Origin of the sequence: Komagataeibacter intermedius TF2, from assembly GCF_000964425.1 — a bacterium.
GTDB lineage: Bacteria > Pseudomonadota > Alphaproteobacteria > Acetobacterales > Acetobacteraceae > Komagataeibacter > Komagataeibacter intermedius.
Genome location: NZ_BANF01000013.1, coordinates 1 through 13,567, shown reverse-complemented (window position 1 = coordinate 13,567; position 13,567 = coordinate 1). Strand labels below are relative to the sequence as shown.

Here is a 13,567-nt window from a genome sequence, read left to right as displayed (position 1 = left end):
TGCGAAGCATCATGAGGCGCGTCCTGTTCTGCAATGGACAGGAATGTATCGGCAGGGGGCTGCATAATACATTTATTTATAAGTATATTCCGCTTTGCGCGGGAATTGACCATGTCCCGTGGCATGACTCGCCGGGATGGGAAATACCCTGCCCGCGCCGTGCTGACCCGTATGAAAAATTTGTGTCACCAAGTGTCCATATGCACCAGGTGCGATCATTTCGGGAGAGGGGGGTTAAGACACAAAAATTAAATATTCCCGGAAAAAATAAACATAACATGCTGATATATAACCACTTACACCGTGGGGCTTATGACACCAGATGCATAACTCACGGTTACGTTACCTTGTTTCAGCTTGCGGTTTTGGCTCTGTCTATATATCGGTGAATATAGATGGTGCCCCGGCAGATACCGGGGTGTGTCCAGAAGGCGGCCCGGTTCAAAAGGCGACCATGTTCAGACAACATGATTGCCGTGCGAACGGGACTGTCATCCAGACCAGATCCATGACTGTGTTTTGGGTTTACTGTAAAAATCAGGAATGGTTAGAGGGATCTAATCAAAAATCATACGTATTGTCTTTCTTTCCCCTGATTTGAAAATAATTTCTGGAGTAATATTTCCATGTCATCAGATAGCATATCAGCAGCCCCCCCGTTCAAGGCCCGTTACGGCAACTACATCGGCGGCAAGTGGGTCGCCCCGGTTGAGGGTCATTACCTGACCAATACATCCCCCGTGGATGGTCGCGTGCTGTGTGAAGTCCCCGCTTCCACCGCCGCGGATGTAGAGCTGGCACTTGATGCCGCGCACAAGGCGAAGGCCGCATGGGGCGAGATGGCGCCGGCCGACCGCGCGCTGATCCTGCTCAAGGCAGCGGATGTCATGGAAAAGAACCTTGACCTGCTCGCCCGGGCCGAGACATGGGACAACGGCAAGCCCATCCGTGAAACCCTGACCGCCGACATTCCGCTGGCCATCGATCATTTCCGTTACTTCGCTGGCTGCATCCGCGCCCAGGAAGGCACGCTGAGCGAGATCGACGCCACCACCATCGCCTACCATTTCCATGAGCCCCTGGGCGTTGTGGCCCAGATCATTCCGTGGAACTTCCCGCTGCTGATGGGTTCGTGGAAGCTGGCCCCCGCACTGGTCGCCGGTAACTGCGTGGTCATGAAGCCCGCCGAAAGCACGCCCGCTTCCATGCTGGTGCTGATGGAGCTGATCGGTGACCTGTTCCCGCCCGGCACGCTGAACATCGTCAACGGTCTGGGCAAGGACGTGGGCGCGGCCCTGTCCAACAGCGACCGCATTGCCAAGATTGCCTTCACCGGGTCCACCCCGACCGGCAAGATGATCGCGCATGCCGCCGCCGAACACCTGATCCCGGCAACGCTGGAACTGGGTGGCAAGTCGCCGAACATCTTCTTTGCCGACATCATGGACCATGATGACGATTACCTGGACAAGGCGATCGAAGGCTTCACCATGTTCGCCCTCAACCAGGGCCAGATCTGTTCGTGCCCCAGTCGTGCGCTGGTTCATGAATCGATCTATGAGAAGTTCATGGAACGCGCGCTGCCCCGCATCAAGGCCATCCGCCAGGGCAACCCGCTTGACCCCAACACCATGATGGGCGCGCAGAACTCGCACGGTCATCAGGAAAAGATCCTGTCCTACATCGACATCGGCAAGGGCGAAGGCGCCCAGCTGCTGACCGGTGGCGGCCGTCCGGATCTTGGCGGTGACCTGAACAACGGGTGCTACGTGCAGCCGACCGTGTTCAAGGGCAACAACAAGATGCGCATCTTCCAGGAAGAGATCTTTGGCCCGGTTCTGGCCGTGACGACCTTCAAGACGGAAGAAGAAGCGCTGGCCATCGCCAACGACACCCCCTTCGGCCTTGGCTCGGGTGTGTGGAGCCGTGATGCCAACACCTGCTACCGCATGGGTCGCGGGCTGGAAGCCGGCCGCGTCTGGATCAACTGCTATCATGTCTATCCCGCGCATGCGGCGTTCGGCGGATACAAGAAGTCCGGTATCGGCCGTGAAACCCACAAGATGGTGCTTGAGCACTATCAGCAGACCAAGAACATGCTGGTCAGCTACAGCGACAAGAAGCGCGGCTTCTTTTGATCCGCTGACGCGGTGAAAATCGCACAGCCCTGATGGGCAGGGGGCGGCCGGGCCGGTTTTTTCCGGCCCGGCCGTCCGGTGTCGTACCCCCATGCGGGCAGGGTAAGAGGATATGGGTTGTTTTTGATTTATCATGCATGCGACAGGGTGTGTCCCACAGGGGCCGGGGCGCTGTGCGGCAGGGTTGGAGGGACGTAGGATGGCACAAAAGTTTCGGGTCGTTATTGTTGGGGGTGGCGTTGCCGGACTGGCGCTGGCAACCCGTCTGGGTAATTCCATCGGCAAGTCGGGCCGGGCGGAAATCACACTGGTGGACAAAAGCTTCGCCCACGTGTGGAAGCCCATGCTGCACTGCTTTGCCGCAGGCACCGCAGCGAACGAGAATGACCGCATAAGCTTCCTTTCCCAGGCCAGCCGCCACCATTTCGATTTCTGGCCCGGTGAGATCTCGGGCATGGATCGCAAGGCCAAGACCATCACGCTGGCCCCGGTTGTCGAACCCACGGGCGAGGTGATCCTGGATGAACGCAAGCTGGAATATGACGCGCTGGTGCTGTCCATCGGCAGCCGCGCGAATGATTTCGGCACCCCGGGCGTTGCCGAAAACTGCCTGTTCATTGACAACCTTGTCGATGCCAACGGCTTCAACGACCGTTTCCGCGCGGAACTGCTCAAGGCCTTCGGGAATAACGAGCAGCTTGACATCGCAATTGTCGGCGGTGGCGCCACGGGCACGCAGCTTGCGGCCGAACTGCACAAGGCGCTTGGCCTTGCCTCCCTTTATACATTCGGCAAGAAGCCGCCCAAGCTGAATATTACCCTGCTTGAAGCGGGTCCGCGCATCCTGCCGGCCTTCCCCGAGGCCGTGTCCGCCGCCGCGCAGAAGGAACTGGAGGCCATCGGCGTCAAGGTACAGACGTCCGCCATGGTCAGCGGTGCGGATGACAAGGGCTTCATGCTCAAGGACGGCACGCGCATTCCCGCGACGCTGCGTGTCTGGGCGGCAGGTGTGAAGGCACCCGATGTCACGCGCAAATTCGGTGAACTGAAGCTGTCGCGCTCCGGTCAGCTGGAAGTCCGCCCGACATTGCAGCTTGTGGAAGATGACAGCATCTTCGCCATGGGCGACTGTGCCTTCATTGCGGAAAAACCCGTGGCCCCCACCGCGCAGGCGGCCCGGCAGCAGGCCCACCATCTGGCCCGTTACATGCCTGCATGGATCAATGGCCGTCCAATTCCGGCATTCGCCTTCCATAACAAGGGTGCGGTCGTGGCGCTGGGTGACTACAACGGCTGGGGAACCTTCCCCGGTGGCAAGGTATTCGGTGGGGGCTGGCTGCGTGGCATCAGCGCGCGCATGGTCCACCTGATGCTGTATCGCCAGCACCAGTTCGAAATCTACGGCACGTTCCGCGGCCTTATGTCCTGCCTTGTTGACTGGCTGGACGTGTTTGTCCGTCCGTCCGTGCGTCTGGACTGACGCACGCGGTCCTTTTTACCGCTGCCTGCCCGTCAGGCAGCGTCTTTTTCTGGCCCGTCGTCGTCATGATCGGGCCAGAGTGACGCCTGCAGTTCGTATGTTTTCTGCAAAAGCGGCACCAGTGCGGGTCGTCCCTTCAGCCTGATCCATTCATCCAGCGCCGTACGGAAAATGGCGATACCGCCCCGTGCCATCAGGCGCGCCGCCATGCGGCGGTTCCTGCGTTCGGTGATCCGCTTCGCCAGTCCTTCCGCCAGACAGTCTTCCCACTTGCCATATTTCTGCAGGCTGACAGTCTGAAGCGAAGGCGTCTTTTCAATCAGATAGACAAAAGCATAGGTATCCTGCCGGTTTGCCGCGATCCGGGGTACCAGTGACGTGAAGGCATGCATCATCGCATCCGCCGGGTGCATGTCGTCAGGGCAGGTCGCCAGCGCATCATTCAGCGTCTGGGTCATGCCCCGCGTCCATGCCAGCACGATATCGCCCTTGGTCTCGAACATGCGGAACAGGGTGCGGCGCGACACTTCGGCGGCGTCGGCAATCTCATCCACCGTGGTCTGATCATACCCCTGGGCGGAAAACAGCCGCATCGCCTCGGCAATCAGTGTGGTGCGCGCGCGCGCCTGCTTGCGTTCACGCAGGCCCGGCTTGGGGGAAAGGGTGGGGGCGATGGGCTTCATTCAATCTCCTCTTGTCCGGGTCATCATGCAGCAGCGCATCGTGAACATTCAAGACGCGAGAAAACGGTGGGTCCTGTCCGGCATGGGCGTGCGCGCCTTTCATGCCCGTAACATTGACAGGCAATGGGTTCTGCCACGAGTATCGGATCATGTCGAGCCACGGGGGCGGAAGGGCGTCATGCCCCTTCTCCTGCACGCAACGGTCCTGCCCGTTCATGCCTGCCTGCGGCGCAAAGCCGGACAGTGCACGAAATGTCCCGGTACATATTTGGTCACGTGGAACTGTGTCAGGCACCAGCCTGCCATTTTTCCACCCGGATGGAGAGTGTCGTGTTACGCGCGTCGTATAAAAAAGCTGTGTTGACCCTTCTGCTGGCCGTAACCGGCGCAGGTTCCGCCATGGCGGCGGGCGACCTGTCCGGGCCGGTGCAGGCAGGCCCGACGCCCGGACACATGACTGAATACACGCCACTGGCGCCCGCCCTGGGGCTGCCGGGGCAGGGGGCAGCCTATCATATCCTGTACACGTCAACCGATGGCGTAACGGGCAAGGGCACGGTCACCGTATCCGGTGCTGTGTACTACCCGTCGGGCAGGCCACCCGCGGGCGGATGGCCCGTTGTCGCCTGGGCGCATGGAACGGTTGGCAATGCCGATCGGTGCGCTCCGTCCGTCAATGTCCATACGCCGCGCGATACGGCCTACCTGTCGGCGTGGCTGAAGCGGGGTTTCGCCATTGTCGCAACGGATTACGAAGGGTTGGGCACGCCGGGTCCGCACCCTTACCTCAATGCCCGTGTCGAGGCATATGGCGTGCTGGATTCCGTGCGGGCGGCACTGGGCAGCCTGCCCAACCTGGCAGACCGGGTCATGATTGTCGGGCAGTCGCAGGGCGGGGCGGGGGCTTTCGCGTCCGCCGGGTACGCGCCTCTTTACGCGCCCGAAATCAATGTGCGGGGCACGGTTGCAACCGGTGTGCCCTATATGTCACCCGCCGTCATGCAGACCCTGCCTGCTGTCGCCATGGCGTCCACGTCCCGACCTGATCCACTTGCGACCTATGTCCTGCTGATGGCGGCGGGTGAAGCCGGGATTGATCCCCATTTCCAGCCTGAGGATGTTTTTACTCCGCAGGCCATGCCGTTTTACCGGATGGTGGACAATACATGCATTTTCCAGCTTGAAGACGCGGTGAACAGGGCTGGCCTGACCACGGCCGCCATCCTGCGGCCGCAGGCGGTCCGGCTTCTGGCCCCGGTGTTTCAGGCCATGATGTATCCGACACTCAAACTGTCACGCCCTGTCTTTATTGGAACCGGTAGCGAGGACCGCGACGTGGCGACGGCCGGGCAGCTTCTGCTGGTGCATGACGCCTGCGCTGCGGGCAGCACGGTAGAGGCCCATCTGTACAGGGGACTGGATCATTCCCAAACCGTTCTGGCGTCCCTGCCGGATTCCGAAATCTTTACGAAAAAGGTCATGGCGGACCAGCCGGTTTCCAGCATCTGTTCGCCTGTCCCGCAATAATTGCGTCCTGATACGGCAGAACCGGGATATGAAGTGTCTGGCATGTTCCCGTTTAAAAGAAGTTTCTGGTAAATATTTTTCCAGATGGGGCCATGAAACACCACGTTTTTGGAAAAAAGCGGCGTTCCAAGGCTTCTATTATTTGTGAACTTCCACGCTTTCCTGCTGCCAGCCCCCGCCCAGCGCGCGGGCAAGCTGAATGGTGGCGGTCGTGCGGGCATCCTGATTGCTCAGGACGCTGGCCTGCGCATCCAGTGCCGTCATGCGCGCGCTCAGCACATCGCCAAACGTGCGCTGGCCACCTGCATACAGCCCCATCATGTCACGGGCGACCTGTTCGGCCTGATGCTGCGCACGGGTCAGGTCCGTATCGCGGCCATCAAGGCTCAGGCGGTTTTCATATCCGTCCTCGACTTCCGCCAGGGCATGCAGGATGCTGTTGTCATAGCCTGCCACCGCTGCATCCAGCCGCGCGCTGGCGGCATGTATGCGGGCCTGTATGCGGTTGGCGGTAAAGATCGGCAGGTACGTGGTCAGCGCGATCAGTCCCCCCGTGCCCGACAGGCCGGGAATGCCGTCAAAGCGCAGCCGTCCGTCCCCGCCAAAGAATTCCAGCCCGAAGCGGGGCAGCAGGTCGGTTTTCGCACTTTTCAGCCGGTTGAGGGCCGCATCCACCTGATCCCGCCGGGCACGGATGTCGGGGCGGCGTTCCAGAACGGTATCCGGCATCTGTCCCGCCGGTGCCGGGGGCACGTAATAGGCGGGTGGCGGTGCAAGCGCAGACAGCCCTTCAGGCACCTGGCCCGACAGCACGGCCAGTCGCCTGCGCACAAGGTCAAGCCGGGCTACCAGCACGGGCCTGCGCGCCTTCAGATCCGACAGCTTCTGGTCAACGCCCGTCACGTCCGCCGCTGTTGCCTGCCCGGCGGCAAACCGCGCCTGGCCATAACGGCGTAGCTGTTCAAGCATGCCGATGCTGCGGTCGGTCAGGGCGATCTGGCGCTGTAGTCCCTGCGCCTGCAGGTAGTCACTGGCGGCATCAGCGGCGATGACCATCTGCACGCCATGGAAATATTCTTCCTCCGCCTGCATGCCCGCCTTTGCGGCCTTCACATCCGCATGGCGCCCGCCGAACAGGTCCGGTTCCCATGATGCGCCGATACCGGCAAGATGCCCGTCGGTGCCGGGATCGCCACTGGTGGGCAGGGCGCTGGGATTGCGCCAGTACATGCCGCCGCCCATCATGTTTCCTGTTGCGCCCACGGTGGGATACAGCGCGGATTTCGCGACTGTATGCATCGCACGCGCCTCACGCACGCGGTCACGCGCAATGCGGATGTCGGGACTGGCGGCAAGGGCTGTATCCACCGCCTGCACCAGGGCCGGGTCATGCCATGCTTCCCACCAGCGCGTCAGGTCGGTTGCCGGGACCGTGGTTACGGGGGCCTGTGAAAACTGTCCCGGTACCACGACGTGCGATGCCGGCGCGCGCGTGTGGAATGGCGAACACCCCGCCACCAGCCCCACGGCCATCGCAACGCCCCCCATGCAGGCGACCCGTGCCAATCTGTTCCTCATTATTCCTGCCTTGCCAACATGGATCTGAAGCGCGCGAGCGCAAATACAAGAAAGACAATCCCCGTCACGGTTACGGTCAGCAGCGGCTGGATGATCGCCCCCAGTCCCGCATCACGGTACAGGATGGCCTGTGACAGGTTCACGAACTGTGTGGTGGGCAGGAAGCGCACCACCACCTGCATGGCGGGGGGCATGCTTTCCACCGGCGTTGCCGCCCCCGACAGCAGGTACGCCACCGCATAGACCGGCACGACCAGCAGCCCGAACTGCGGCATGGTGGGGGCGACCGTCGCCAGCATGATACCCAGCGCCGTGGCCGAAAACAGGTACAGCAGCGAACACGCGGCAAACAGCGTGATCGATCCCGCCAGCGGCACCCCCAGCCAGACATGCACCACCAGCCACAGGGAAATGATGGCCCCCGCGAAAATGACCAGCCCGTTGGTGACAATCTTGGCCACCGCGATCTCGCTGGCCGTGACGGGCATGACCAGCAGATGTTCCAGCGTGCCATGTTCGCGTTCGCGTATCACCGCCGCCCCCACCAGCACGATGGACAGGATGGTGATGTTGGTCACGATCTGCATGACCGAAGTGAACCATTTCGATTCACTGTTGGGGTTGAAGCGGATACGGCTGGGCGCGGTAAAGGGGATCTGGTCCACCAGTGCGGGCGCATGCAGCATGTCGGTAACTTCCGCCAGCATGATTTCATTCAGGTACGCCGTGCCCAGTCCCGCCTGTGTCATGGCGGTGGCGTCCACCCGCAACTGTATGGCGGGCGTGCGCCCGGCCATGACGTCGGATTCAAAATTGGGCGGGATGTCGACAACGAAAATGTAGTCGCCCTCATCCATGCCATGCAGGGCCTGCGCGCGGTCCACCAGCACGGGGGGCTTGAAATAGGGCGGCAGCACCGCGTCGCGCATCCGGCGCGACAGGGCGGAATGGTCTTCATCGATAAAGGCGATGGTGGCGTTGGAGACCTCCACCTTCACCCCGTTGGCCACCAGCAGCACACCTGCGGAAAACGCAAACACGATCAGCCCCAGCAGCACGCGATCATGCACAAGGCTGCGCAGTTCCTTGCTGCACAGAAGACCCACATTGACCAGCCAGCGCATCATGCCGTCATGCTTCCTGTTTTTTCAGCAGCAGGCGGGCCGCCAGCATATAGACGGCCCCGAAGGCGGCCAGCGCGATATACATGGGCCAGAAGCTGCTGATTCCCAGGCCTTTGGTAAAGCAGCCAAGGCTGATCAGCTGGTACCATGATGCCGGGAAGCCCAGCCCCACGATGCGGCTGATCCCCGTCAGGGTTGAAGCGGGATACAGCAGCCCCGAAAAATTGACCGCCGGGATCAGGCAGATGATGGACGTGCCGAAAATGGCCGCGACCTGCGAACTGACAAAGGTCGAGATCAGCAGCCCCAGCCCGGTGGCCGACAGCACGAACAGGACGCCCCCCACCGTCAGCGCCAGCAGCGATCCCTTCAGCGGCACGCCCATGATGATTACGGCCACCGCCACCAGCATGAAGTAGCTGATCGTCGCCAGCGCCACATACGGCGCCTGCTTGCCCATGAGGTACTGCCCGACCGATGCGGGGGACGCATACAGGTTGACGATCGACCCCACCTCCTTTTCACGCACCACGCCCAGCGCGGTCAGCATGGTCGGGATCAGGATCAGCGCCAGCATGATGACGCCGGGGGTCATGGCGTAAATGCTGCGGAATTCCTGATTATAGGAAAAACGCGGCTCGATCGTGATGGGGGTTGCTGGCCCCCGTGGCAGTTCCCGTCCCAGCGTGGACGCATATCCCCCCAGCACGCCGGTGACATACGCCCGCACATTGGCCGCAAGGAAGGGAACCGCGCCGTCAATGATCACGCCCACTTCCGGCCTGCGTCCCGCTTCCATGTCGCGCGCGAAGCCTGCGGGAATATCCAGCGCCAGCTGGACACGCCCGTTGCGGATGGCGCGATCCAGCGTATCGGCATCGGCCACCGGTGCCCGTTCATGGAAATAGGCCGAGCCACGGAAACTGTCGATCAGCTGGCGGCTGATGGTGGTGCGGTCATGGTCGCTGACGGTAAAGCCGACCCCTTCCACGTCGAATGAAATGCTGGATGCCGCCACCACCAGCAGGATCAGCGGTCCGAGCAGCGCAAAGGTCAGGCGCAGCCGGTCGCGCAGCAGTTCGACCGCCTCGCGCCGGGCGAAGGCCCATGCCCGTGGCAGCCAGCTTCCGCCCATCCGGCCAAAGCGGGCGGTCAGCGTGCTGCTGACGCCGTGCCACCATGCGCGCGTGGGCGTAGCCGGTTTCGGCGGCGGGGCCTGCGCGTCGGTTGCGGCCTCGGCATCTTCCAGATAGGCGATGAAGGCGGCTTCCAGATTGGGCGCCCCGCGTTTTTTAACCAGTTCGGCTGGCGTGCCGACCGCCAGAACGTGACCCCGGTGCATGAGCGAGATCCGGTCACACCGCGCCGCTTCGTTCATGAAGTGGGTGGACACGAAAATCGTCACATGCCCTTCACGCGACAGGCGGATCAGGTGCCGCCAGAACATGTCGCGCGCGGCGGGGTCCACGCCCGAGGTCGGTTCGTCAAGGATCAGGATTTCGGGGTTGTTGATGCACGCCGCCGCCAGCTGCAGGCGCTGGCGGATACCCAGCGGCAGGGAGGCGGGGCTGACATCGGCATAGGGGCGCAGTTCAAACGAATCAAGCGACTGCTCGACCGCCTGCGCGGCCTTGCCCGCTGGCATGCGGTACAGCCGCGCCTGCAGCATGAGGTTCTGCCGCACGGTCAGTTCCTCGTACAGCGAGAACGCCTGCGACATGTAACCGATGCGCATGCGGGTTTTCATGTCGCCCGCCGTGATCTGTTCCCCGAACAGCTTTGCCGTACCGCTGGTTACGTCCAGCAGGCCGGTCAGCATCTTCATGGTCGTGGACTTGCCACAGCCGTTGGAGCCGAGGAAGCCGAAAATCTCGCCCCGGCTGATGGTGAAGCTGACATCGCTGACCGCCGTGAAGCTGCCAAAACGGCGGGTCAGGTGTTCGGCCTCGATGGCGGGCGGGCCGCCGGGATCGGTATAGGGCGGGATGACGAAGCCGCTGGCCTGCTGGCGCTTGTTATCGGGCAGCAGCGATATGTAGGCGTCTTCCAGTGATGTGGTGTGCGTGCGTTCCAGCACGCTATGGGTCCGGTCACTGATCAGGACCTTGCCGCCATCCATGGCCACCAGCCACGAAAACCGCTCCGCCTCATCCATATACGCGGTGGAGACGATGACCGTCATGGACGGCCGTTCCCTGCGCAGCTGGTCCACCAGTGTCCAGAACTGCTGGCGTGACAGCGGATCGACGCCCGTGGTCGGTTCATCCAGGATCAGCAGATCGGGGTCATGCACCAGCGCACAGCACAGGCTGACCTTCTGCTTCATGCCACCCGACAGGTGGCCTGCCGCCCGGTTGGGGAAGGGGGCCAGGCCCGTGGCGTCCAGCAGGCGCTGGATGCGCGCGTCACGCGCCTGCGCGTCCAGCCCGAACAGGCGGGCGAAAAAATCGATGTTTTCCCAGACAGACAGCGTGGGGTACAGGTTGCGGCCCAGCCCCTGCGGCATGAAGGCGACACGTGGCAGGAACGCCTCACGCGCGCGGCGCTCCCCCATATCCGCCCCCAGCACGTTCAGCGTGCCCGTCTGCAGCCGCCGCACCCCCGCGATCAGGCCCAGCAGGGTGGACTTGCCCACCCCATCCGGCCCGACCAGGCCGATGGTGGTGCCCGCGGGCAGGTCCAGCGTCACGTCAGCCAGCGCCGTGACCGCGCCATAGCGGTGCGTAACCCCCGCAATGGTGATGCCCGCCGGGTTATGCGGCGTATCGGCGCTCATTGCGGGGCATCGGCTACATCAAGTGTCGCGGGCCAGCGGGCGGACGGGTCGGTGCGCACATACCCATCGCCCGTCATGCCCGATTTCAGCACGTCGCCATAATGCCGGGCCGTTTCGGGGGAGACACGCAGCTTCACCCGATAGACCAGCTTGTCCCGCTCGGTTGCGGTTTCGACATATTTGGGCGTGAACTGCGCTTCGGGCGAGATGAAAGAGATCGTGGCCGGAATCACCTGCTGGTGCAGGGCGTCAAGTGCAATACGCGCCTGATCCCCCACGCGCAGCCGCCCGGCCTGCTGCGAGGGGAAGAAAATGGTCAGGTACATGTCCGTCGGGTCCAGTAGCGAGGCCACGCGACTGCCGCCCGGCAGCACGGCGCCCTTTTCCACGATGCGGTATTCGATCCGGCCCGCCACCGGCGCGCGGATCGTCATGTCATCATCGGCGGAGGCCGCTTCCGTCACCTGCGCCTGCGCTGCATCCACGGCCGCCTGGGCCGCGTCCACGGCCCGGCCGGCGGCATCGGCGGCGGCAGTCGTGGTATCGAGGTTTGTCTGGTGCTGCGATACTTCCATATCAGACACCAGATGCTGGCGGAACATGGTGCGGGCATGGTCAAGGTCAAGCTGGGCAAGGTGCCGGGCCGACAGGCGTGCGTCGCGTTCCGCTCCCGCACGGGCGACATCGGCCTGTGCCGCACGCAGGCGCGCGCGCGCCGCATCGACCTGTGCGCGTGCGGTCGTGTCGTCCTCGCGCGCCAGGACCTGGCCGCTGGCGACCGTATCCCCTTCATGGAAATCCAGTTCGGTGATGCGGCCGGGATACTTGACCGCCACGTCAATGCGGGCCAGTTCCAGCCGTCCGTTGGCGCGTGCAAGGCCCGCGGGCAGGTCGCCGCGGTGCTGGACCACGTACCATCCCGCCCCACCGATCCCCACGATTACGGCAATACCCGCGCCAATTGCTGCATCACGCCACTTCATGCTGCGGCACCTTCCGGCTGTCCCGCGCAGGTCGTATGCAAATGAAATGACGCGATCATGAATCTTTCCTCAAAGGTCAATACGGGCAGCCCTGCCGTTACGGGGTATATGCGATGGAAAGTAAGGTCATGCATTGATCCAGAGGCGGGTATCTGAACTTTTCGACGGGAAAATTACATCCGGACTGCGGGGAAGGCGGAAGGTATTGAGAACTCTAATATGTATACGTATAAGTGTATTTTAAATTTAAAAAAGAAAGCAACCCATAAAATATCCCGTACAGTGTATTTTACGGTCTGGCATATGCCATATGTGCGTTATGCGCGGCCCGTGTAACCAGGCCGGTCGTCAGGGCAGGAGGAAAGCAGCAGCAGGATGCCAGGCAAGGAACATACCCGTCCCGGTCGCATGGGGCGTCCATCCATTGCGGAGGCCGCGACATTGTCCGAACGGATTCTGGAGGAAGCTGTCCGGCTGTTCTTCGATCAGGGGTTCAGGGCGACCAGCGTGGACATGGTGGCGGATGCGGCAGGGGTTACGAAACGTACCCTATATGCGCGGTACCGCAGCAAAGCCGTGCTGTTTGAAGCCGCCGTCAGCGCCACGATTGACATGCGGCTGGATGCGCTGGCGCTGTTGATGCCAGCCGAAGGGGATATCCGTTCACGCCTTGTTTCAGTCTGCACGTTGCTGCTGGACTGGCTGCTGATGGACCGCAGCGTGGGCATGTACCGCGTGGTATCCGCCGAAAGCCGGCAGTTTCCGGCCCTTGCCCGCAATATTCATTCACACGGCGCCCGCAGGGCTGCCGGGTTGATTGGCGATGCCCTGCAGGAAGGTGTGCGGAAAGGGGAAATCGAAATTGACGATATCGGTTTCGCGGCGGACTACCTGACGGCTGCGGTGATCCAGTACCCGTTCCAGCAGGCCGTCCTGGGGCTGGTCGCAGCAAGGCTGGATGATGCCACGCGGCACCATATCGATCAGGCCGTGGAACTGTTTCTGGCCGGAACGCTGCCCCGCGGCCGACGGGCGGAACAGCCATAGGCAGGCCACACTTCCCGCACGGGAAGCATGGCCCGGTTTCCCCGGTTATTCCTGTTCGGGGGCAGGGGCGGAGTTGAGGTGAATGTAACGCTCGATCCCCACCTGACGGATCAGGTCGAACTGGCGATCGAGGAAGTCCTCGTGTTCTTCCTCGTTGACCAGGATCTTGAGCAGAAGATCGCGGGAAACGAAGTCGCGCACGCTTTCGCAGTAGGCGATGCCTTCGCGCAG

At 62.3% G+C, this 13,567-nt stretch carries 10 protein-coding genes; 4 read left to right on the top strand and 6 right to left on the bottom strand.

Features of this window, described 5'->3' with window-relative positions:
- The first annotated feature begins 626 nt into the window (after nt 1–626).
- The gene (locus B7449_RS03125) at nt 627–2,138 is read left to right on the top strand and encodes an aldehyde dehydrogenase family protein (protein ID WP_010516038.1); all 1,512 of its coding nucleotides are present in this window, start codon (nt 627–629) and stop codon (nt 2,136–2,138) included.
- Nucleotides 2,139–2,337: 199 nt separating this feature from the next.
- On the top strand, nt 2,338–3,618 hold the full coding sequence (locus B7449_RS03120) for an NAD(P)/FAD-dependent oxidoreductase (protein WP_039736029.1): 1,281 nt from the start codon (nt 2,338–2,340) through the stop codon (nt 3,616–3,618).
- Nucleotides 3,619–3,650: 32 nt separating this feature from the next.
- On the opposite strand, the gene B7449_RS03115 is transcribed toward B7449_RS03120, so the two are convergent.
- Nucleotides 3,651–4,301, bottom strand: coding sequence for a TetR/AcrR family transcriptional regulator (locus tag B7449_RS03115; protein ID WP_039736030.1), 651 nt, complete (start codon nt 4,299–4,301; stop codon nt 3,651–3,653).
- 357 nt (nt 4,302–4,658) lie between these two features.
- Between B7449_RS03115 and B7449_RS03110 the strand changes: the two genes are divergently transcribed.
- A complete protein-coding gene (locus B7449_RS03110; RefSeq protein WP_235721201.1) occupies nt 4,659–5,828 on the top strand; it encodes a lipase family protein in 1,170 nt (389 codons plus the stop codon).
- Between the two features lie 138 nt (nt 5,829–5,966).
- Here the strand turns inward: B7449_RS03110 and B7449_RS03105 are convergent, their stop codons facing one another.
- Genes B7449_RS03105 through B7449_RS03090 form a run of 4 tightly spaced genes read right to left on the bottom strand, consistent with a single transcriptional unit; the run spans nt 5,967 to nt 12,289 of the window.
- Nucleotides 5,967–7,406, bottom strand: a complete 1,440-nt coding sequence (locus B7449_RS03105; RefSeq protein WP_048883217.1) for a TolC family protein — start codon at nt 7,404–7,406, stop codon at nt 5,967–5,969.
- Nucleotides 7,406–8,533 (bottom strand): ABC transporter permease, encoded by a 1,128-nt coding sequence (locus B7449_RS03100; RefSeq protein WP_039736032.1) that lies wholly within the window; start codon nt 8,531–8,533, stop codon nt 7,406–7,408. The genes B7449_RS03105 and B7449_RS03100 overlap by 1 nt, the downstream gene beginning before the upstream one ends.
- A gap of 4 nt (nt 8,534–8,537) precedes the next feature.
- The gene (rbbA, locus tag B7449_RS03095; protein WP_039736034.1) at nt 8,538–11,306 is read right to left on the bottom strand and encodes a ribosome-associated ATPase/putative transporter RbbA; all 2,769 of its coding nucleotides are present in this window, start codon (nt 11,304–11,306) and stop codon (nt 8,538–8,540) included.
- Nucleotides 11,303–12,289, bottom strand: a complete 987-nt coding sequence (locus B7449_RS03090; RefSeq protein WP_039736035.1) for an HlyD family secretion protein — start codon at nt 12,287–12,289, stop codon at nt 11,303–11,305. Before B7449_RS03090 ends, rbbA begins: the two co-directional genes overlap by 4 nt.
- 375 nt (nt 12,290–12,664) lie before the next feature.
- Here B7449_RS03090 and B7449_RS03085 point away from each other — a divergent pair, with 375 nt between their 5' ends.
- Nucleotides 12,665–13,336 carry a TetR/AcrR family transcriptional regulator gene (locus B7449_RS03085; protein WP_235721202.1) on the top strand — a complete coding sequence of 224 codons (672 nt, stop codon included), beginning with the start codon at nt 12,665–12,667 and terminating at the stop codon, nt 13,334–13,336.
- Nucleotides 13,337–13,381: 45 nt separating this feature from the next.
- On the opposite strand, the gene B7449_RS03080 is transcribed toward B7449_RS03085, so the two are convergent.
- On the bottom strand, nt 13,382–13,567 hold a 186-nt coding region (locus B7449_RS03080), incomplete at its 5' end, for a ferritin-like domain-containing protein (RefSeq protein ID WP_048883216.1).